Source organism: Isoptericola hypogeus, from assembly GCF_039531145.1.
GTDB classification, from domain to species: domain Bacteria; phylum Actinomycetota; class Actinomycetes; order Actinomycetales; family Cellulomonadaceae; genus Isoptericola; species Isoptericola hypogeus.
In genome coordinates this window covers 861,198-881,685 of the sequence record NZ_BAAAPM010000003.1, presented here as the reverse complement: position 1 = coordinate 881,685, position 20,488 = coordinate 861,198, and the positions used below count along the sequence as shown (strand labels likewise).

The following is a 20,488-nucleotide window of genomic DNA, read 5'->3' as shown; positions in this document are numbered from 1 at the left end:
CATTCCCGTGCGGAGCTGGGACGTTCGTCCTGCCCCGCAGTCCGGTTCGTACTTCGATGTGGAAGGACCACCAGTGGATCGCCGAAAGTTCGTCGCCCTCGCCGCCACCTCCGTCGCCGGCGGGGCCATCCTGTCGGCCACCGGGCTCGCCCCGGCCCAGGCGCAGGAACAGGCAGCATCGTCGCTGCCGAAGCCCCGCAAGCAGCTCATGATGGGCTACTACCGCACCTGGGGCGACGTCGTGACCGAGCAGGATGCCCATACCTCGATGGCCAACATCCCCGACGAGGTCGACGTCGTGTTTCTCTCGTTCGCCGTCACCGCGAACGACAGCCGCCTCAGCAAGGCGATCCAGCACACGTACATCCCCCTGCTGCAGGGCCAGGGCACCAAGGTCGTCAACACGATCTTCGTCGACAAGCTGATCGACCCCGCCTACCCGAACACTCCCGAGGGTCACCGCGCGCTCGCGGAGCACCTGGTCACGACCTACGTCACCGACATCGGCGCCGACGGGCTGGACGTCGACGTCGAGCGCTCGTTCACCACTGCCCAGCTCGCCCAGGCGAAGGGTGTGTTCACCGAGCTGAGCACGCTGCTCGGCCCCCGGGCCGACAACGGCACGCTGCTGATCTTCGACACCAACAAGAGCGGCAACGAGCCGCTGCTCCAGCACGCGGCGGGCCTCGTCGACTACGTGCTGGTCCAGTCCTACGGGCGCAACGTCGCCGGCCTCCAGGCCACCTGGGAGACGTTCGAGCCCTGGATCGAACCGCACCAGTACCTGATCGGGTTCACGTTCTACGAGCACCGCGGCCAGTTCCGCACCGACGTGACCCTGCCGATGGAGACCAGCCGCGCGTACGCCTACGCGACCTGGAACCCGGAGGGCGCCCGGAAGGGCGGGATCTTCTCGTACGCCATCGACCGGGACGGGGTGGCGCCGGGCGACGACACCTCGCACCCGTCCGACTACTCGTGGTCGCGAGAGCTCAAGCACGTGATGAACCGGTGAGCGCAGCAGACTCCCGCTGGGCGGCCCTTCGCCGTCCGACCCCCGAGTGGTTCACGACCGCGCCCTTCGGCATCTTCATCCACTGGGGCGCGACGTCCGTGCCCGCCTGGGCGGAGCCGACCGGCGAGTTCGGCACCGTGGACGACCACGAGTGGTTCACCCACAACCCGTACGTCGAGTGGTACCTCAACACGATCCGGATCGACGGGAGCCCGGCGCAGCGCCACCACGCCGAGGAGTTCGGCGGAGCGGACTACGACGACCTCCTCGACCTCTGGGGTGCCGAGCGCTTCGACGCGGACGACGTCGTCGACCTGATCGTCGCGTCCGGGGCCGACTACGTCGTGCCGACCACGAAGCACCACGACGGCATCCCGCTGTGGGACGCGCCCGGGACGGGCACCCGGAACACGGTCCACCGCGGCCCGCGGCGCGACATCGTCGGCGAGCTCAGCAGCGCGGCGAAGGCCCGCGACCTGCGGCTGGGCCTGTACTACTCCGGCGGGCTGGACTGGCACGTCCGGCCCGGTCCGCCGGCGCTGACGCACGAGGAGGTCCACGACAACCGCCCGAGCGACGCCGAGTACGCGGCCTATGCCTACGACCACGTCCGGGATCTCGTCGACCGCTACGACCCCGACATCCTGTGGAACGACATCAACTGGCCGGACGAGGGCAAGCACTTCGGCGACCACGGCCTGGGGGAGCTCTTCGAGCACTTCTACGCGCGCAGGCCGGACGGGCTCGTCAACGACCGCTGGGGCGACGGGACCCACCACGACTACGCGACGAGCGAGTACCAGACCGCGCTCGAGAACGAGTCGGAGGCGCAGTGGGAGAACTGCCGCGGCATCGGCTACTCGTTCGGGTACAACCGGCTCGAGGGTGCGGAGCACTACCTTGACGGTGCCGGCATCGCCCGGCACCTCACCGACGTCGTCTCCCGCGGCGGGCACTTCCTGCTCAACATCGGCCCGAAGGCGGACGGCACGATCCCCGAGCTCCAGCGGTCCGCGCTGCTGGGGGTGGGGCGCTGGATGCGGGTGGCCAAGCCGTTCCTCGCGGGCTCGCGACCGTCGCAGGGCGCGGTCGTCGCCTCGGACGGCGGCTGGGTTCGCGCCGTCGAGTCCGGCGGCCGGGTGGTGCTCTTCGTCGACCGGCCGGACGGCGCGTCGGGACCGGTCACGGTGCGCGGCGACGTCGCCGGCCCGGTGCGCGGCGTTGAGCCCGCCTGGGGCGAGGTGACGTCGCGGACGGACGACGGCTTCGTCGTCGATCTCGCCGAGGGACGGCCCGGGCCGGCCGTGCTCGTCGTCGGGTGACACGCGTCGGACGGCCGGCGGGTTCCCGGCCGTCCGACGGTGGACGCCCCTGGGAGACGCGGACCAGCTGCTGGAGGCTGCCGGGACTCCGGAGGTCGAGGGCGTCGCCGTTGGTCAGCCCGCCCAGGGGCGGTAGCGCACCTCCGTGGCCTCCGATGCGGCGGTGTGAGCGAGCTGCTGGGTGATCGACGCGCTCATGGGGACGGTCAGCTTCCGGTCCAGCGTGACCGACCAGGTGCCGTCGACCGCCACGGTGGTCTCCGTCGCGGACGGCAGCAGGCCAGGCCCGGTCACCGTGACCCGCACCCCCGCGGTCGGTGCTCCGGTGCCGGTGAGCGTCACCCGGTCGCCGGCCAGGCTCGCGGTCGGCGCGGCCGGCGCCACGCCGGCCGCGTCGTCCTGCACCGCCGCGAGGTTCCGCATCCAGGTGAACTGCGTGGGGGTGATGGTGTCGTCGCCCCACACCTTGCCGTCCCGGTCGACGGCGTAGGCGAAGAAGCCTCCCTTGGTGCCGTCCGTGGGCTGCCACGTCGCGTACTCGTGGGCGGTGAAGGAGGGCGCGGTGGCGGGGTCGTAGAGGCCCTCGGCGTCGCCCCAGTGCGTGCGGTCCTGCTCCTCGGGGAACGAGAAGCCGGGCAGGAACTGGCAGGGCGCGATCTCGTCGGCGAACGTGTCCCAGGCCGCCTGCATCCGTTCCGCCCCGCGGCCGTACGCCTGCAGCAGCACGAACGACACGTTCTCGGAGACGGCCTGGAACAGCGGGGCGTCGCCGGTCTGGTTGGTGTCGTAGAGGAAGAGCGTGTCGGTGCCCGACCGCGGGCCGATCAGCTCGCCGAGGGCGTCGAAGACGCCGATGGCCCTGGTGAGGTCGTCGCCGCGCGGATAGGACTCGACGTCGACGTCGATCCCGTCCAGACCGTACGGGGTGACGTAGGTGTCGACGAGCTCCTGGGCGTAGGCCCGGTAGGCCTCGTTGGTCAGCGGGATGTCGGCCTTCGCGAGGTCGTCGATCCACAGGGTGTAGACGGCCCGGGTGCCCTGGGCGTGCAGGCTCGGCACGTACTCGTCGCGGAGGGTGTCCCAGTAGTCGGTGTCGGCGGTGGCGCCCGCGTCGAACACCATCGCCACGTCGATCTCCCGCGGCAGGTCGCTCATGCGCGTGACGTTCGGGTCGGGCAGGTTCGAGTTGGCGCTCTCGGGCACGGTGACGTCGCGCCACGTGCGGTAGTACGCCATGACGAGCGGCTCGCTCTCACAGTGCGTGGTGTCGCCGACCGGGGGTGCGGCGTCCTGGGCGACGGCAGGTGTCGCGGTGAGAGCGGTGAGCGCGGTCAGGAGTGTGCCGAGGCCGAGGGCAGTCGTTCGCTTCATGACTCTTCTCTTCATCGAGGGCGGAGTTCAGCTCGCGCACGAGTCCAAAAAAGGGAACTCAAGCGCTTGAGTTGACCATAACGTACGAGCCACGCCCGTCGGGCCTGGTCAGCCGATCGCGGCCTCGATCCGCAGGAAGGCGTCGTGACCGAGCCGGCTCCCGGCGTTCCATGCCCGCTCGGCCATCCCGCGCAGGGGGCGGCGGATGCCGGCGGCGACCTCGTCGGGGGTCTGGGCGTCGACGATGTCGGACCAGACGGAGAAGCTCGCCCCGAGCAGCTGCTCGGGGTACGGGGTTCCCCAGGTCTGCGCGACGCCGCCGGGCAGCCGGGTGAACGCTCCCGGGTGCCAGTCCTCGGCCCAGAGCCGCTCGCTCGTGGGGTAGGGATAGTTGTTCACCTCGCCCAGCACGTAGTAGAGCAGCGAGTCCATGAAGTTGACGATGCGGTGCCCGCCGGCGAGGCCGTCGGTCACCGGGCGCATGAGGGCGTTCCAGTTGGTCCACCAGGTGACCTGGACCCCCGGGTCGAGCGCGACGACGGCGCCGCGGAACATCCCGTCGTTCCACACGCGGGCGGTGAAGCCGTGCTCGGCGAGGTGGGCTGCGGTGTCGTTGGCGAACGCGGTGAGCAGGTCGAAGCCGTTCGCGGCGGGGCCGAACCGCGACCGTGCCGCGTCGGCCAGGACGGGGTAGTCGTCCATCGCCTCGAACGCCACGAACTCGTCCGCGCCGAGGTTCCAGTGCCGGCTCGTCGAGAACAGCTCGGCGTACTCGTCGATCAGGTCGCGGGCGAACCGCACCGCGTCGGGACTCGTGATGTCGAGGGCGTGGGTCGTGTCCGCCGCGGGGGCGGGGAGCTGCCACTCGGGGTGGGTGGCGAGCGCCTGCCGGAGGTGGCCGGGCATGTCGAGGGAGGGCACGACCTCGATGTGGAGGTCGGCCGCGAGCTCGAGGAGCTCGCGCACCTCGGCCTTCGTGTGGTGCTCGGCCGAGACGATCTCGGGATGCCGTTCGGAGGCGATGCGGAACCCGAGGCTCTCCGAGAAGTGCCACTGGAAGGTGGTGATCCCGACCCATGACAGGGACCGCAGCAGGTCGGCGATCCACGAGGCCGGGTAGTGCTTGCGGGCGGCGTCCAGGTGCAGCCCGCGCTCGGCGACCGCGGGCTCCGAGCGGACCTGGCCCCGCGGGACGCCGTCCTGGGCGATCAGGTTGTGGAGCAGCTGACGGGTCGCGCGGAAGACCCCGACGGCCGAGCCGCCGACGACCTCGACCGTGTCGCCGACCGAGATCGTGAACGACTCGGGGGACGCCATGCCCGTGTCGCCGGTGCGGAGCGCGACGACGGTCGCCTGCGTGTCGGCGGGGTCGCGGTCCTCGACGCCGCCCGGGGCGGGAACCTCGGCGGCCGCGCCATGGCCGAGCGCCGTCAGCTCGTCGGCGAGCCGCTCCGCCTCGCGGCGGAGCCCGGCCTGGGGCGCGGTGACGAGGACGCGCCGCCCGGGCTGCCAGAGCCCGCCGGTCAGGTCGACGCTCGTGGGCTGCGGCAGGCTCGACCACATCGGTGTGGCCGCGCTCGTCGTCGATGACATGTCCTGCTCTCCGTCCGGTGGATGGGGAAGTCGCGTCGCGCGGGGAGGCGGTCGCCCGGCGCCGGATCTGAGCCACGGTGTTGACCCGACTACTAAAGCGCCTTAGCATCCTGCCCGGAGTCATCGTAGACCGAACGGATCGGTGCCGCGACGACCGACACCGTGCCGACGTTTCCGTCCGCCCGGGTCCCTCCAAGGAGAGATGGAGATCGACGATGTTGTCTTTCAACCGACGAGTTCTCGCGACCGGTGCCGCCGCGGCGGCGGTCGCGCTGTCGCTCGCGGCGTGCGGGGTGGGCAGCCCGGCCGCGGAGGAGCCGCAGGCCAGCGGTGCCGCGGAGGGTGAGATCACCGGTGAGATCAGCTTCCAGACCTGGAACCTCAAGGCGAGCTTCGAGGACTACTTCAACGGCGTCATCGACGACTTCGAGGCCGAGCACCCCGGCACGACGGTGAAGTGGATCGACCAGCCCGCCGAGGGGTACGCCGACAAGCTGTCGGCGGACGCCGCCGGCGGCACGCTGCCCGACGTCGTCAACATCGACCGTGGCACGGGCTCGCCGCTCGCCGAGGCCGGCATGCTGCTCAACCTCGACGAGGCCGACCCCGAGGCAGGGCCGGACTTCCTCGCCAGCGCCTGGGACGGCAACGACTGGACGGACGTCGGCGGCCACTACGCCTACCCCTGGTACCTCAACACCGGCCCGTCGCTGTTCAACACGGCGCTGTTCGAGAAGGCAGGGCTCGACCCGAAGGCCATCCCGACGAACTACGACGAGCTCTACGACGCGGCGCTGCAGATGGCCGAGAAGTCGAACGGCAAGTTCGCCATGCTCGGGGTCCTGCCGGGCACCGAGATGATGGAGAAGTACGGCATCGAGGTCATGAACGCCGACCAGACCGAGTACACCTTCAACGGACCGGAGGCCGTCGCGCTCGTCGAGAAGTACAAGGAGATGTACGAGGCGGGCGCGATCCTGCCCGAGGCGCTCACCGACGACTACGTCGGCGAGGGGGAGAACTTCAACTCCGGCCGGCTCGCGTTCATGGACGGCAGCGCGTACGCCATCCAGAACCTCAAGGACAACGCGCCCAGCGTCTACAAGAGCCTCGTCTACACGAAGCAGATCACGAACACGGGCCCGGTCGGCTACAGCCAGTCGGTCGCGGTGTCGGCCGGCTCCGAGAACAAGGCGACGGCCATCGCGTTCGCCAAGTTCGTCACGAACGCCGAGAACCAGGTCGAGTTCGCCAAGCAGGTGAACATCTTCCCGTCGACGGAGGGCTCGCTCGACGACGAGTACTTCCACACGTCGGACGGCAGCGACGACGCCGAGGTGCGCGTCATGTCCGCCGAGCAGCTCCCCGACGCGCTGATCAGCCGGACCCCCGGCAGCGAGGCGCTGAAGACCGAGACCCGGGACCAGATCGCGCAGGCCGTGCTCGGCAAGAAGCCCGTACAGGAGGCGCTGGACGCCGCCGTCGCCTTCGGCAACGAGCAGCTGCAGGGCTGACGTGGCCACTCCGACGACGACGTCGGCGGCGAGCCGCCCGGTCCGGGAACCGTCCTCGCGACGGAACCCGGACCGGGCGGCCCCCGCCCGCCGGGCCGCCCGGCACGCGTGGTTCACGCCCTGGCTGTTCCTCGCGATCGCGGTCGTGACCGAGGCGCTCTTCACGGTCTTCCCGTTCTTCAACACCGTCGTCCTGGGTTTCACGGACGCCAGCCGGCTCGGCGGCGGCCAGTTCATCGGGCTGGAGAACTTCAGCCGCATGCTCGAGGACGAACGGTTCTGGACGGCGCTGTTCAACTCGGTGCTCTACATGGTCGTCGTCGTGCCGTGCATGGTGGTGCTGCCGCTGTTCCTCGCCATGCTCGTGAACACGAAGCTGCCCGGCGCGGGGTTCTTCCGCACCAGCTACTACGTGCCCGTGGTCTCGTCGACGGTGGCCGTCGGCATCATGTGGTCCTGGATGCTCGACAGCCAGGGCCTGGTGAACCAGACGCTGCAGGCGCTCGGCGTCGTCACGGCGCCGGTCCCGTTCCTCACGGACCGGTGGCTGCTGCTCGCGAGCGCCATGCTCGTCACGGTCTGGACCGGCCTCGGCTGGTACATGGTCGTGTACCTGGCGGCGCTCGCCAACGTCGGCAAGGACCTCTACGACGCGGCCGCCATGGACGGCGCGGGGTGGTGGCGGCGGTTCACCTCCGTCACCGTGCCCGGGGTGCGCAACACGATGGTGCTGGTCGCGGCCCTGTCGTCGGTCGCGGCGTTCCGCGTCTTCACCGAGATCTACGTGCTGTCCGGCAACAGCGCCGGGCCGGGTGGCGCCGACATGACGATGGTCATGCTCATCCAGCGCGTCGGCACGGGGCTCGACGCCGACGTCGGCTACGCCTCCGCGCTCTCGATCGTCGTCTTCCTCATCACGATCGGGCTGATGATCGCGACGCTCAAGATGCAGACCAAGGGGGACGAGAAATGACCGCCGTTGTGCCCGTCGAGGTCTCGCCGGCCCGCCGGCGCCTGGTCCGCCGGCGCCGCACGCTCAACGCGTGGCGCTACGCCGGCCTGGTCCTCATGACGATCGTCTGCCTGGGGCCGCTGCTGTGGCAGCTGTCGACGTCGCTGAAGGGCCACGGGGTGGATCTCTACTCCTCGCCCCCGCAGCTGTGGCCGCAGAACGCGAGCCTCGACGCCTACGCCCGCGTCGGCGAGATCGTGCCCATCTGGCAGTACGCGGTGAACTCGCTGGTGGTCGCCGCCGCCGTGGTGGCGACCAACGTCATCGGCGCCACGTGCGCCGGGTACGCGCTGGCGAAGATGGACTTCCGCGGCAAGCGGCTCGCGTTCATCCTCTTCATCGTCGCGATCCTCGTGCCGGGCGAGGTCGTCCTCATCGCGAAGTACATGCTCACGCTGTCGATGGGCATCAACAACACCCTGCTCGGCGTCATCCTGCCGTCGGCGGTCGGGGCGCTGAACGTGCTGCTCATGCGCAACGCGATGTCGGCCATCCCGAACGAGCTCGAGGAGGCCGGGATCATCGACGGCGCGAACGCGTGGCAGCGGTTCCGCCGGCTCGCGGTCCCGTCGGTGCGCGGCACGATCGCCGTCGTCGCGATCTTCGCGTTCGTGGGGGCGTGGGACTCGTTCCTGTGGCCGCTGATCGTCCTGTCCGACCAGGCGAAGTACACGCTCACGGTCGGGCTGAACTTCCTCCAGGGCACCTTCCAGGGGGACCCCCGAGTCATCGCCGCCGGCACGATGATCGCGATCCTCCCGCTGGTGGTCTTCTTCTTCGTGCTGCAGCGCTACTTCTTCCGGGGCATCGGCGAGGGCGCGATCAAGGGATGAGTGAACCGATGAACGACCAGTCACCGCGCCGTCCGAACGTCCTGTTCTTCCTCACGGACGACCACGCCTCGGCGGCGATCAGCGCCTACGGCTCGCGCGTCAACACGACGCCCCGCATCGACGCCATCGCGGAGAACGGCGTGCGGTTCGACCGCGCGCTGGTCAACAACGCGCTGTGCACGCCGTCGCGAGCCGCGATCCTCACGGGCACCTACAGCCACGTCAACGGCGTGACCACGCTGGCCACGCCGATGGACTCCGGCCAGCCCACCTTCGTGTCCGAGCTCAAGGCCGCGGGCTATCGCACCGCGATCTTCGGCAAGTGGCACCTGGGGCACGGGGAGGGGCACGACCCGCAGGGGTTCGACCACTGGGAGATCCACGCGGACCAGGGGACCTATACCGACCCGGTCTTCCTCACCGCCGACGGCCCGGTCGAGCTCGAGGGCTACGCGACCGATCTCCTCACGGACCGCGCGATCGCGTGGCTCGACGAGCAGGAGGGCGACGAGCCCTGGTGCGTGCTCGTCTGGTTCAAGGCACCCCACCGCCCCTGGGTCCCGCACGAGCGGCACATGGGCCTCTACACCGCGGAGATCCCCCTGCCGGAGACGTTCGACGACGACTACTCCGGCCGGGGCACCCCGGCCCATCACGCCACCATGCGCGTCGCCGAGGACCTGACGGACGTGGATCTCAAGGAGGACCCGCCCGAGGGGCTCGACTACGACGGGCTCGCGCGCTGGAAGTACCAGCGCTACATGGCCGACTACCTGCGGTGCGTGGCCGCCGTCGACGAGAACGTCGGTCGGCTGGTCGACCACGTCGCGGCGCGCGGCGAGGCCGCGGACACGCTCACGATCTACGGGTCCGACCAGGGGTTCTTCCTGGGCGAGCACGGCTGGTTCGACAAGCGGTTCATGTACGAGGAGTCCCTCCGCATGCCGCTGGTGATGAGCTACCCCCGCAAGGTCCCCGCGGGCCGGAGCACCGAGGCGCTGGTCTCCAACGTCGACCTCGCGCAGACGATCCTCGACGCCGCGGGCGTCCCCGCACCTCCCCGGATGCAGGGGATCAGCCTCCTGCCGACCCTCGCCGGGGAGGCGGACGCCCCGGCGCGCGACAGCTTCTATTACCGGTTCTACGAGCACGACGACCGCGAGCACCACGTGTGGGCGCACTACGGCGTGCGGACCGACCGGTACAAGCTCATCTACTACTACGCCGACGGGCTGGGCCTGCCCAACACGAGGAACACGACCTATCCGCCGGAGTGGGAGCTCTTCGACCTCGAGACCGACCCGCAGGAGCTGCGCTCCGTCCACGACGACCCGGCGTACCGCGACGTCCGCGACGAGCTGACCGGTCAGCTCGCGAAGCTCCAGGCGGAGCTCGGCGACGACGCGTACGTGCGACCCAGCCCCGCCGAGCGCGCCGCCGCGCTCGGCCGGCTCTGACCCGAACCCCGAGGATCCCCCAGCAGATGAGCCCCATCGAACGTCCGCGCCTGCGCTTCGGCGCGAACTACACCCCGTCCCAGTCGTGGATGTACTCCTGGATGGACCTCGACCTCGACGAGGTCCGGCGGGACTTCGCCGGCCTCGCCGAGCTCGGCCTCGACCACGTGCGGGTCCTGCCGCTGTGGCCGGTGCTGCAGCCCAACCGGACGTGGGTGCGGCCCCAGGCCGTCGACGACGTCCGCCGGGTCGTCGACGCCGCCGCCGAGCACGGCCTGGACGCCAGCGTGGACGTCATCCAGGGGCACCTGTCGAGCTTCGACTTCGTGCCCGCCTGGCTGGGCTCCTGGCACCGCACCAACATGTTCACCGACCCGGACGCCGTCGCGGGCCAGGTGCTCCTGGTGGAGCGGCTGGCGGCGGGCCTGGTCGACGCGCCGAACTTCCTCGGGCTGACGCTCGGGAACGAGCTCAACCAGTTCTCCGGCGACCCGCACCCGAGCCCCATGCGGGCCGACGCCGGCCAGGTGACGCGGTGGTTGGAGGCGCTGCTCGGCGCGGCCGAGGCCACGGCGCCCGGCAAGGAGCACCTGCACAGCGCCTACGACGCCGTCTGGTACCTCGACGACCACCCGTTCGCGCCGACGCACGTCGCCCGCGCGGGCGCGCTGACGTCGATCCACTCGTGGGTCTTCAACGGCACCGCCCAGCGCTACGGCGGCCGGTCGTTCGAGTCGGACCACCACGCCGAGTACCTCATCGAGCTGTCCCGGGCGTTCGCCACCGACCCCGGCCGGCCGGTCTGGCTGCAGGAGGTGGGGGCACCCCTCAACTGCATGAGCGCCGACGAGGCGCCGGGGTTCCTCGAGGCGACCGTCCGGTCGGCCGCGACGACCGAGAACCTGTGGGGCGTCACCTGGTGGTGCTCGCACGACGTGCCGCGCCGGTTCGGCGACTTCCCCGAGCTGGAGTACAGCCTGGGCCTGATCGACTCGGACCGCCGGGCCAAGCCCATCGGCCGCCGCCTCGCGGAGGTCGCCGCCGACCTGAGGTCGTCCCCTCCCGCGACGCCGGCGCGGACGGTCGGCGTCGTCGTGGACGTCGACGCCGACGACCTGCCCGACTCGCGGGGCTCGCTCGGACCGGGCGGCGCGGTCTTCGAGGCGTGGATGGCGCTGGCGCGCGAGGGGGCGCACCCCGCGCTCGTGCTCTCGTCCGCGGTCGACGCCGGCAGCCTCGCGGCCCGGGGGATCGCCGAGCTCGTGCGCGTGCCCCAGGACGGTCCGCGCGCCGTCTACCAGGCCGTCAACACCGTGGTCCCGGAGGCGGCGTCCCGATGAGCGACGTCCCGGGAAGCCGCCGCCCCGCGACCCCAGCGCCGCAGCGGCCGAACGTCGTCGTCATCTACGCGGACGACCTGGGCTACGGGGACCTCGGGTGCTTCGGCTCCGAGGACGTCGACACCCTGTACCTCGACGGGCTGGCCCGGGACGGTGCGCGGCTGACGCACTGGTACTCCAACGCGCCGGTGTGCTCGCCGTCGCGGGCGGCGCTGCTCACCGGGAGGTACCCGGTGCACGCCGGCGTGCAGGAGATCCTCGGCGGCAAGCGCGGGACGGAGGGGCTGCCGCAGCAGCCCACCCTGGCGACGACGCTGCGCGGCGCCGGCTACCGCACCGGCATCTTCGGCAAGTGGCACCTGGGGACGGCGGCGGGCCACACGCCGCTCGACCACGGGTTCGACACCCACACCGGCATCCTGGCGGGGTGCGTCGACTACTACTCGCACATCTTCTACTGGGGGGCCGGGAACCCGGTCCACGACCTGTGGCAGGACCGCGAGGAGATCTACGACAACGGCCGGTACCTCACCGAGGTGATCGCCGAGCGTGCGGCGGACTTCATCTCCGGCTGCGGCGACGACCCGTACCTCTGCTACGTGCCGTTCAACGCGCCGCACTACCCGATGCACGCCCCGCGCGAGTACCTGGACAGGTTCCCCGACCTCGAGCCGGACCGGCGCATCATGGCGGCGATGATCTCGGCGATGGACGACGGCGTCGGCCGCATCCTCGCCGCGATCGACGACTCGGGGCAGCGGGACCGCACCATCGTGGTGTTCTCCTCCGACAACGGTCCGTCGGCGGAGTCGCGGAACTGGCTGAACGGCGAGGAGATCGACTACCAGGGCGGCTCGGCCGGAGGGCTCCGCGGCGCCAAGGGCTCGCTCTTCGAGGGCGGCATCCGGATGCCCACGATCGTGCGCTGGCCCGGCGTGGTGGACCGCGGCACGGAGATCACCGAGCCCGGCGCCATGATGGACCTGCTGCCCACGATCCTCACCGCGGCCGGCGTGCCGGTCCCCGGCCGGGTCGACGGCGTCGTGCCCGGCTGGGCCGGGGGCACCGGTGCGGAGCGCGACCTGTTCTGGGAGTACGGCCCGCAGCTCGCCGTGCGGCGCGGCCGGTGGAAGCTCGTGCGCTCGCCGCGCGAGGTCCTCGGCGGCCCGTTCGTGCTGGACGAGATGCTCGTCGACCTCGAGACCGACCCCGCGGAGACGACGGACGCGCGCGAGCGGGTGCCCGGGGTCGCGGCCGCCCTGGGCGAGGCGCTGGACGACTGGGCGGCGTCGTTCGGCTGGGACCCGACCCCGTGGCTGTAGGGACCCGCCCGCGCGCCTCGGGGCGTGTGGGCGCGCCCGACTAGGGTGTCCGCGTGAGCAACGCACCCGGGTACTTCGTGTCGTTCGAGGGCGGCGACGGCGTCGGCAAGTCGACGCACGTGCGCCTGCTCGGGCGGTGGCTCGGCGAGGTCACCGGGCGCGAGGTCGTGACCACGCGCGAGCCGGGCGGCACGCAGCTCGGCGCGCAGCTGCGGCAGGCGGTGCTGCACGGCGAGGACATGGGCCCGCGCGCGGAGGCCCTGCTCTACGCCGCCGACCGCGCCCACCACGTGGCCACGGTCGTGCGGCCGGCGCTCGGGCGGGGCGCGATCGTCGTCACGGACCGCTACCTCGACTCGTCCGTCGCGTACCAGGCCGGCGGGCGCGAGCTGTCGGAGGACGACGTGGAGCGCCTGTCGCTGTGGGCCACCGGCGGCCTGCTGCCCGACGTGACCGTGCTGCTCGACCTCGACCCGGCCGCCGGCGCGGCCCGGCTGTCCGGCACGCCCGACCGCCTGGAGCGGGCGGGGGAGGACTTCCACCGACGCACCCGCGAGGCGTTCCTGCGGCGCGCGGCGGCCGACCCGGGGCGCTGGCTCGTGGTCGACGCGTCCGCCACGCGCGACGACGTGCAGGCCCAGCTCCGCGTGGACGTCGCGGCCCGGCTCGACCTCACGCCCGTCGTCGACGAGGCCACGTCGGCGGAGGGGCGCGCGTGAGCGTCTGGGACGACGTCGTCGGCCAGCCGGATGCCGTGGCGGTGCTGCGCCGCGCCGCGACGGACCCGGCCGCGATGACGCACGCCTGGCTGGTCACCGGCCCGCCCGGCTCCGGTCGCTCGGTCGCGGCGCGGGCGTTCGCCGCCGCGCTGCAGTGCACGGGCCCCGACGACGGGTCCGGCGGCGAGGCCGGCGGCTGCGGCCGGTGCCACGCCTGCACGACCACGCTGGCGGGCACGCACCCGGACCTCACCGTCGTGGCCACGGACAAGGTCGTCATCACGATCGACGAGGTGCGCGACCTCATCGGCACCGCCGTCCGCACGCCGTCGTCCGGCCGGTACCGGGTGATCGTCGTGGAGGACGCCGACCGCATGGCCGAGCGCACCACGAACGTGCTGCTCAAGTCCATCGAGGAGCCGCCCCGGCACACCGTGTGGGTGCTGTGCGCCCCCAGCGCGCAGGACGTGCTGCCCACGATCCGGTCGCGCTGCCGAGGCGTCGTGCTGCGGGTGCCGCCGGCCGGCGACGTGGCCCAGCTGCTGGTGCGCCGCGACGGCGTCGACCCTCAGCTCGCGCTCACGGCCGCCCGGGCGGCCCAGTCGCACGTCGGCCTCGCCCGCCGGCTCGCGCGCGACCCCGAGGCGCGCCGGCGGCGCGACGCCGTGCTGGAGGTCGCCCGCCGCATCCGCGGGGTCGGGGACGCCGTGCTCGCGGCCGGGGAGCTCGTCGACGTCGCGAAGGCCGAGGCGGTCGCGGCGGCGGCCGAGCGCGACGCCGCCGAGCGGGCCGAGCTGATGCGCGGCCTGGGCGTGCAGGAGGGCGACACGCTGCCGCCGCGGCTGCGCTCGCAGGTCAAGCAGCTCGAGGACGACCAGAAGCGTCGGGCCACCCGGCACCAGCGCGACGTCCTGGACCGCGCGATGGTCGACCTGCTGTCCCTCTACCGGGACGTGCTCGTCGTGCAGCTCGGCGCGACGGTCGAGCTGGTCAACACCGAGCACGCCGCCGCCGTGCGCACCCTGGCCGCCGACTCCACCCCCGAGCAGACGATCCGCCGGATGGACGCGATCGGCACCGCGCGCGAGCGGCTCGAGGGGAACGTGGCACCGCTCCTCGCCCTGGAGGCGATGACGGTCGCGCTGCGGCCGCAGGGCTGACCGCGTCGGTGCACGTCACGACGCCACCCCGAGGGGAGCGGTGTATCAGGGCGACAGTTGCCTGATCACCCCCTGATGCCCTGTGATGTTCCGCGGCAGGGGCCACGGTGGCCCCGGCGACCTGATGTGGGGGTTGGCATGAAGATCCTGCTGCTCGTCTCGGCTTTCAACGGACTCACGCAGCGCGTGTGGTGCCACCTGAGGGAGCGCGGTCACGACGTGGGGGTCGAGCTGGCCCCGGCGTTCGACGGTCCCGACGCCCTGACGGCGGCCGTCGAGGCGATCGACCCGGACCTGATCCTGGCGCCGTTCCTCAAGCACCGCGTCCCGGCCGAGGTGTGGGAGCGCTGGACGACGGTCGTCGTGCACCCGGGCCCGGTGGGCGACCGCGGCCCGTCGTCGCTCGACCACGCGATCCTCGACGGCCGGGAGCGCTGGGGCGTGACGGCGCTGTCCACGGTCGAGGAGATGGACGCCGGCCCGGTGTGGGCGACGTCGACGTTCGCGATGCCCTCGCCGCCGGTCGCCAAGAGCGCCCTGTACAACGGCCTGGTCGCCGACGCCGCGATGGCGTGCGTGGACGAGGTGCTGCGCAAGGTCGCGGCGGGCGAGGCGCCCGTCCCGCCCGAGACGCTCGACGGCGGGGTGCCCGGCACGGGCGAGCTCCCGCTGCTGCGGCGGGCGGCGTTCGAGCTCGACTGGTCGCTCGCGGCGGCCGACCTCGCGCGGACGATCGCCGCCGCCGACGGCGCCCCCGGCGCCCCGGCGACGGTCGCCGGCGCCCGCGTGTGCCTCTTCGACGCCGCGGTGGCCGACGACGGGGCCGACGACGCGGATGACGACCGTGCGGGCCGCACGGCCGAGCCCGGCACCGTCGTGGGCCGCGACGGCGACGCCGTCGCGATCGCGACCGGCCGCGGCACCCTGTGGGTGGGCTACGCGGCCGCGCTCGCCGAGCGCCGCGGGCCGAAGCTCCCCGCGGCCCACGTGCTCGACGTCCGCGGCGTGCCGTACCGCCCCGTGCCGGCCGCGCTGGCCGAGTCGGTGTACGTGCGCGACGGCGACGTCGGCTACCTCACGATCCGGTCGTACAGCGGCGCCATGCACACCGCGCAGTGCCACCGGCTCGCGACGGCGGTGGAGAAGGCGCTCACCGAGGACACGCGGGTGCTCGTGGTGCGCGGCACGGAGCACGCGTTCTCCAACGGCATCCACCTGGGCGTGATCGAAGCGGCGGTGGACCCGGCCGCCGAGGCGTGGGCCAACATCCAGGCCATCGACGACCTGTGCGAGGCGATCGCCCGCGCCGACCAGCTCACGGTCGCCGCGTTCACCGCAAACGCCGGTGCGGGCGGGGTCATGGCGGGCCTGTGCGCCGACGTCGTGCTCGCCCGCGACGGCGTCGTGCTGAACCCGTACTACGACATGGGCATCTTCGGCTCGGAGCTGCACACCTGGGCCGTCGCGGCGCGCCTCGGGGACGACGGCGCCGACGAGCTTCTCGCTGCGAAGCTGCCTGTGTCGGCGGCGCAGGCCGCGGCGTCGGGGCTGGTCGACGCCGTGGGGCCGCGCGACGCGGCGTCCTTCGACCGGTGGCTCGCCGACCGCGCGTCCGGGCTCGCGACGCCCGACGGGCGGAAGGACCCCGCCGCGGCCGCGGCCCGCCGCGCGCCCGACCGGCCGCTGTCGTACTTCCGCACGATCGAGCTGTCCGAGATGGCGCGGGACCTCTTCGACGACCGCCGGGGCTTCGCCGCCCGGCGCCGGGACTTCCTGCGCAAGGCCGCCCCGACCGCCACGCCCGAGCGCCTGCGGTTCGCCCGCGAGCGGGCGCTTGCCACCCCGGTCGGGGGATGATCGGCGCATGAGACGCAGGCAGAGTGTCCTCGCCCTGGGTGCCGTCACCGTGCTGGCGCTGTTCGCCGCCGCGTGTGCGGCCCCCGAGCCCTCCGGGGGGTCCGGCTCGTCACCGGGGTCCACCTCGACGGGGAAGCCGAGCGACGGGACGGCCTCGCCCGCGGACCCCAGCGCCGAACCCACCGCCGACGCCACGGACGCGCCGCTGCCCGACGCGGGTACGGCGTCGCCGGAGCCGGGCTCGCCGGTCCGCGGGCTGCCCGACGGGGTCGAGGGGACCATGGAGTCCCGGGCCGGGGCGGGCTGGGCGCCGGCGGCCGGGCAGCTGTACGTCGTGACGTACGGCTCGAGCACGTGCGCCCGGGTCGCGGAGCCGGAGGCGGCGTGGGACGACGCCCACGAGACCGTCGTCGTGACCATCCAGGAGCCGGCCGCGGACGCGATCTGCACGATGGACTACGTGCCGACGACGAGCCTCGTCGTGGTGCCGGGCGACGTCGCCGACACGGCGCCGGTCGCCGTCCGGCTCGGCGACGACGGCCCCCTCGAGGTGGCGCCCCGCGCGGCCGCCGGCGAGACCGGCCCGATGGCGTGGCTGGCCGCGGGCTGAGGTCGCAACCCGTCCGCGCGCGGTGGCGGGCGCGGTGCCGGCACGGTCCCGGCGGCGTCCACAGCGGGCCCGGCGGCGTCCACAGCGGGCGGGTCCGCGTTCCGGCGCCCGCGGGGGAGACCGGTAGGTTGAGCGGGTGAATTCCGACGCGCGCCGCACGACCACCCGCCGTACGACCGCCCGCCGCGCCGCCGCCGCTCTCGTCGCCGGCGTCCTCCTCCTCGCCGGGTGCTCCACCCCGGCCAAGGAGCAGTCGTCCGTCGGGAGCGGGAGTCCCTCGCCCGACGCGTCGACCGGCGGTTCGGCCGGGGGCTCGGGCGCGCCCGCCGGGTTCGAGGAGTTCTACGGCCAGTCGCTGGAGTGGTCCGGCTGCGAGGACGGCTTCGAGTGCGCGACGGCGAGCGCGCCGCTGTCGTGGCACGACGCCGACGCCGGCAGCATCGAGCTCGCCCTGGTCCGCTCGCGCGCGCAGGGGCGCGACCGCGACAAGGTCGGGTCGCTGCTGGTGAACCCGGGCGGGCCAGGCGCGTCCGGCACGGACTTCGTCCGGTCGGCGGTCGGGACGTTCGGGGAGCCCGTGAAGGAGTCGTTCGACATCGTCGGCTTCGACCCGCGCGGCGTCGGCGAATCGACCGCGGTGAGGTGCTTCGACGACGCCCGCAAGGACGAGTCGCTGAGCAAGGACTTCGGCACGGACGACGCGGGCCTCGCCGCGATGGCCGACGAGGCCGAGGCGTGGGGCGAGGCGTGCGCCGAGAGCACGGGCGAGCTGCTCGGGCAGGTGGACACGCAGAGCGCGGCGCGCGACATGGACCTGATGCGTGCCGTGCTCGGCGACGAGAAGCTCAACTACCTCGGCTACTCGTACGGCACGCAGCTCGGCGCCACGTACGCGGGCCTCTTCCCGGACCGCGCGGGCCGGTTGGTGCTGGACGGCGCGATCGACACGTCCCTGTCGGCCGACGACATCTCGAAGGGCCAGGCGGTCGGGTTCGAGAACGCGCTGCGCGCCTACGTCACGGACTGCCAGGGCGGCCCCGACTGCCCGCTCACCGGGTCCGTCGACGACGGGATGCGCCAGGTGCGGGCCGTCCTCGACCAGGCGTACGAGCGCCCGTACCCGACGTCCGACCCGAACCGCGACGTCACCCAGACGCTCGCGTTCTACGGCGTCGCCGTGACGCTGTACGACGAGGCGAGCTGGCCGCTGCTCACGCAGGCGCTCGACGAGGCGATCAACGAGGGCAAGGGCGACGTGCTGCTCTACCTCGCCGACTTCTACAACGACCGGAACGCGGACGGCTCGTTCGCCACCAACTCGTCCGAGGGCTTCCGGGCGGTCAACTGCCTCGACGACCGCGGCACCACCGACGTGGACGAGATGCGCGCCAACGCCGCCGAGATCGAGGACGTGGCGCCCACCATGGGCCGGTTCTTCGCCTACGGCGGCGTCACCTGCGCCGACTGGCCGTACCCCGAGGCGGAGCAGGAGTTCGACCTGCACGCGAAGGGCGCGCCGCCCATCGTCGTCGTCGGCACCACCAACGACCCGGCCACCCCGTACGTGTGGGCCGAGGGCCTCGCCGACACCCTCGAGACGGCCACGCTCGTCACCTACGAGGGCGAGGGGCACACGGCGTACGGGCGCTCCAACGACTGCGTCGCGAAGGCGGTCGAGGGCTACCTCGTGGACGGCACCGTCCCCGAGGACGGGCTCACCTGCTGACGGTGTGCTCCAGCTCGCCGGGCTCCGCGCGGCCCCAGCGGCGCAGGAACACGATCCCGGCCCACGAGATCAGGGCGAGCCCGATCACGTAGATGACCGTGGAGATCCGGCCGGCGTTGTCCGCCGCCGTGGGCAGCAGCTGGCCGTAGGCGAGCACATAGTGCACGCCGCCGGTGAGCTTGATCGCGAGCCAGCCGGCGATGAAGCCCATCGAGTCCCACAGGGCGTGCAGCAGGAGCACGAGGCCGTAGGCCCCCCAGACCTTGCCGGTGAACCGGTACTTGCCGTCCCCCGAGGCGGCGCGGAAGATCGCGGCACCCAGGATCGCCGTCCACAGGACGTGCCCGACCGGCGTGAGCAGCCCGCGGACCGCCTCCGTCTCCAGCAGCGCGGAGAGGTCGATCTGCCCGAGCCGGGTCAGGCTGGCGTTGAACGCGTACCCGGCCGACTCGAAGGCGGCGAACCCGGCCCCCACGGTCGCGCCGAGCAGCGCCCCGCGGCGCGCCGTCTTCGGCAGCACCGACGCGCCCACGACAAGGAACACGAGCGCCTTGACCAGCTCCTCGATGGCCCCGACGCCGAAGTACATCCACCACGCCGGCTCGAGGAGGCGGGACTCGAGGATCGACGCGCCGAGCACGCCGAAGATGCCGCCGACGAAGAATGCGGCGAACAGCCGCAGGGTGTCGATGCTGCCGTAGGCCCGCTCGAGCACGAGGAGCACCACGCAGAACGGGACGAGGAAGCTGCCGAGCAGGATGACGGTCGGCACGAGGTTCGTGTTCTGCGTCGAGTACGTCACGGCCGCCGTGATGAGCCACAGCACGACGCCGCCCACCAGGGCCTTCCACCACCACCCCTGGGGCGTGGTGACCTGGTCGGCCTGCGGTGCGGGCGTTGCGTTCATCGGGGTCCCTCCAGGCGACCGGACCGGGCGCACGGCTGCGCCCGTCACCTGCGAAAGTATGCCGAGGGACCTCGCCGCTGTCGCGCGGTACGGGCGGCTCATCGTCGCGCCGGGCGGCGGGTCGCCGTCGCGTGGCGACGTCGGCGCCGGACGTGTGCCGTGCCGTCGGCTGTCCGTCGGCGGCGTCACCGGAACGATTTTGGAGTCCGCCCGGGGCGTCAGGTACTGTGGGCGCGCTCGCTGTTCGGGGGACACCCTCGGCGCGGTGCGAGCACGCCGCCTTAGCTCAGTCGGTAGAGCGATTCACTCGTAATGAATAGGTCATCGGTTCGATTCCGATAGGCGGCTCCAGCAAGGAAACCCCTGCTGACCTGGACGAACAGTCCAGAGTCGGCGGGGGTTTCTCGCGTCTCAGGCACCCTTTTGGCCATCTCGCGCACGCCCGGCGCTCCCCGGGCCGCCGTTGGACCTGCTCCGACCCGTTCACCCGGAATCTGACGCCCGCCGACTAGGACCGCTCGTCCCCCCATGCGTCTAGGATGCGGCGTGGCCCTGACGCACCGTGCACCGCTCGCCCGTCGCGTGCCTGCGCTGTTGATGCTGGTCGCTGTGGCCGGCTGCGCTCCGTTGTACGGTGCGAACTTCGGCTACCCCAGCGAGGTTCCCGTTCCGGACTCGGCCGACCGTCCTCGCGACGGATACGGGTTCGGACGATGATGATCCGATGCGC

At 72.5% G+C, this 20,488-nt stretch carries 16 protein-coding genes and 1 tRNA gene; 14 read left to right on the top strand and 3 right to left on the bottom strand.

All coding sequences use genetic code 11. The annotated features are described in order from the left end of the window. Positions 1-73 precede the first annotated feature (73 nt). A complete protein-coding gene (locus ABD254_RS06255) occupies positions 74-1,015 on the top strand; it encodes an EndoS/ChiA family endoglycosidase (protein ID WP_344246692.1) in 942 nt (313 codons plus the stop codon). Next, complete coding sequence (locus ABD254_RS06250) at positions 1,012-2,337, top strand: alpha-L-fucosidase (protein WP_344246690.1); 1,326 nt, start codon at positions 1,012-1,014, stop codon at positions 2,335-2,337. Before ABD254_RS06255 ends, ABD254_RS06250 begins: the two co-directional genes overlap by 4 nt. Before the next feature lie 114 nt (positions 2,338-2,451). Here ABD254_RS06250 and ABD254_RS06245 read toward each other — a convergent pair whose 3' ends face one another. Together ABD254_RS06245 and ABD254_RS06240 are read right to left on the bottom strand one after the other, a co-directional pair. Next, positions 2,452-3,708: an EndoS/ChiA family endoglycosidase gene (locus ABD254_RS06245; RefSeq protein ID WP_344246688.1), complete on the bottom strand. Its 1,257-nt coding sequence runs from the start codon at positions 3,706-3,708 to the stop codon at positions 2,452-2,454. A gap of 108 nt (positions 3,709-3,816) precedes the next feature. Beyond that, the gene (locus ABD254_RS06240) at positions 3,817-5,301 is read right to left on the bottom strand and encodes a family 20 glycosylhydrolase (protein WP_344246686.1); all 1,485 of its coding nucleotides are present in this window, start codon (positions 5,299-5,301) and stop codon (positions 3,817-3,819) included. 215 nt (positions 5,302-5,516) lie between these two features. On the opposite strand from ABD254_RS06240, the gene ABD254_RS06235 reads away from it, so the two are divergent. The 11 genes from ABD254_RS06235 to ABD254_RS06185 all read left to right on the top strand — a co-directional run bounded on the left by ABD254_RS06235 (position 5,517) and on the right by ABD254_RS06185 (position 18,851). Next, positions 5,517-6,815 carry an ABC transporter substrate-binding protein gene (locus ABD254_RS06235; protein ID WP_344246684.1) on the top strand — a complete coding sequence of 433 codons (1,299 nt, stop codon included), beginning with the start codon at positions 5,517-5,519 and terminating at the stop codon, positions 6,813-6,815. Between the two features lies 1 nt (position 6,816). After that, on the top strand, positions 6,817-7,788 hold the full coding sequence (locus ABD254_RS06230) for a carbohydrate ABC transporter permease (RefSeq protein WP_344246682.1): 972 nt from the start codon (positions 6,817-6,819) through the stop codon (positions 7,786-7,788). After that, entirely contained in the window at positions 7,785-8,660 is an 876-nt protein-coding gene (locus ABD254_RS06225) for a carbohydrate ABC transporter permease (RefSeq protein WP_344246680.1), read from the top strand. The genes ABD254_RS06230 and ABD254_RS06225 overlap by 4 nt, the downstream gene beginning before the upstream one ends. An 8-nt stretch (positions 8,661-8,668) precedes the next feature. After that, the gene (locus ABD254_RS06220; RefSeq protein WP_344246678.1) at positions 8,669-10,117 is read left to right on the top strand and encodes a sulfatase family protein; all 1,449 of its coding nucleotides are present in this window, start codon (positions 8,669-8,671) and stop codon (positions 10,115-10,117) included. A gap of 26 nt (positions 10,118-10,143) precedes the next feature. Then, positions 10,144-11,457, top strand: coding sequence for a glycoside hydrolase 5 family protein (locus tag ABD254_RS06215; protein ID WP_344246676.1), 1,314 nt, complete (start codon positions 10,144-10,146; stop codon positions 11,455-11,457). Beyond that, positions 11,454-12,779: a sulfatase family protein gene (locus tag ABD254_RS06210; protein WP_344246674.1), complete on the top strand. Its 1,326-nt coding sequence runs from the start codon at positions 11,454-11,456 to the stop codon at positions 12,777-12,779. The genes ABD254_RS06215 and ABD254_RS06210 overlap by 4 nt, the downstream gene beginning before the upstream one ends. Positions 12,780-12,832: 53 nt before the next feature. Continuing rightward, entirely contained in the window at positions 12,833-13,498 is a 666-nt protein-coding gene (gene tmk / locus ABD254_RS06205) for a dTMP kinase (RefSeq protein ID WP_344246672.1), read from the top strand. Further along, a complete protein-coding gene (locus tag ABD254_RS06200; RefSeq protein ID WP_344246671.1) occupies positions 13,495-14,658 on the top strand; it encodes a DNA polymerase III subunit delta' in 1,164 nt (387 codons plus the stop codon). The genes tmk and ABD254_RS06200 overlap by 4 nt, the downstream gene beginning before the upstream one ends. A 138-nt stretch (positions 14,659-14,796) precedes the next feature. Continuing rightward, a complete protein-coding gene (locus ABD254_RS06195; RefSeq protein ID WP_344246669.1) occupies positions 14,797-16,515 on the top strand; it encodes an enoyl-CoA hydratase-related protein in 1,719 nt (572 codons plus the stop codon). Between the two features lie 7 nt (positions 16,516-16,522). After that, on the top strand, positions 16,523-17,125 hold the full coding sequence (locus tag ABD254_RS06190) for a hypothetical protein (protein ID WP_344246667.1): 603 nt from the start codon (positions 16,523-16,525) through the stop codon (positions 17,123-17,125). A gap of 136 nt (positions 17,126-17,261) precedes the next feature. Continuing rightward, positions 17,262-18,851 carry an alpha/beta hydrolase gene (locus ABD254_RS06185; RefSeq protein WP_344246665.1) on the top strand — a complete coding sequence of 530 codons (1,590 nt, stop codon included), beginning with the start codon at positions 17,262-17,264 and terminating at the stop codon, positions 18,849-18,851. Here ABD254_RS06185 and ABD254_RS06180 read toward each other — a convergent pair. Further along, a complete protein-coding gene (locus ABD254_RS06180; protein WP_344246663.1) occupies positions 18,841-19,758 on the bottom strand; it encodes a PrsW family intramembrane metalloprotease in 918 nt (305 codons plus the stop codon). The genes ABD254_RS06185 and ABD254_RS06180 overlap by 11 nt on opposite strands. A gap of 275 nt (positions 19,759-20,033) precedes the next feature. On the opposite strand from ABD254_RS06180, the gene ABD254_RS06175 reads away from it, so the two are divergent. Then, positions 20,034-20,109 (top strand) — tRNA-Thr (locus ABD254_RS06175). Positions 20,110-20,488 lie beyond the last annotated feature (379 nt).

Coding starts and splice junctions, on each gene's coding strand:
- ABD254_RS06245 (WP_344246688.1), bottom strand. CDS start 3,708: ATGAAGCGAACGACTGCCCTCGGCCTCGGCACACTCCTGACCGCGCTC.
- ABD254_RS06190 (WP_344246667.1), top strand. CDS start 16,523: ATGAGACGCAGGCAGAGTGTCCTCGCCCTGGGTGCCGTCACCGTGCTG.
- ABD254_RS06220 (WP_344246678.1), top strand. CDS start 8,669: ATGAACGACCAGTCACCGCGCCGTCCGAACGTCCTGTTCTTCCTCACG.
- ABD254_RS06235 (WP_344246684.1), top strand. CDS start 5,517: ATGTTGTCTTTCAACCGACGAGTTCTCGCGACCGGTGCCGCCGCGGCG.
- ABD254_RS06195 (WP_344246669.1), top strand. CDS start 14,797: ATGAAGATCCTGCTGCTCGTCTCGGCTTTCAACGGACTCACGCAGCGC.
- ABD254_RS06215 (WP_344246676.1), top strand. CDS start 10,144: ATGAGCCCCATCGAACGTCCGCGCCTGCGCTTCGGCGCGAACTACACC.
- ABD254_RS06180 (WP_344246663.1), bottom strand. CDS start 19,758: ATGAACGCAACGCCCGCACCGCAGGCCGACCAGGTCACCACGCCCCAG.
- ABD254_RS06210 (WP_344246674.1), top strand. CDS start 11,454: ATGAGCGACGTCCCGGGAAGCCGCCGCCCCGCGACCCCAGCGCCGCAG.
- ABD254_RS06225 (WP_344246680.1), top strand. CDS start 7,785: ATGACCGCCGTTGTGCCCGTCGAGGTCTCGCCGGCCCGCCGGCGCCTG.
- ABD254_RS06240 (WP_344246686.1), bottom strand. CDS start 5,301: ATGTCATCGACGACGAGCGCGGCCACACCGATGTGGTCGAGCCTGCCG.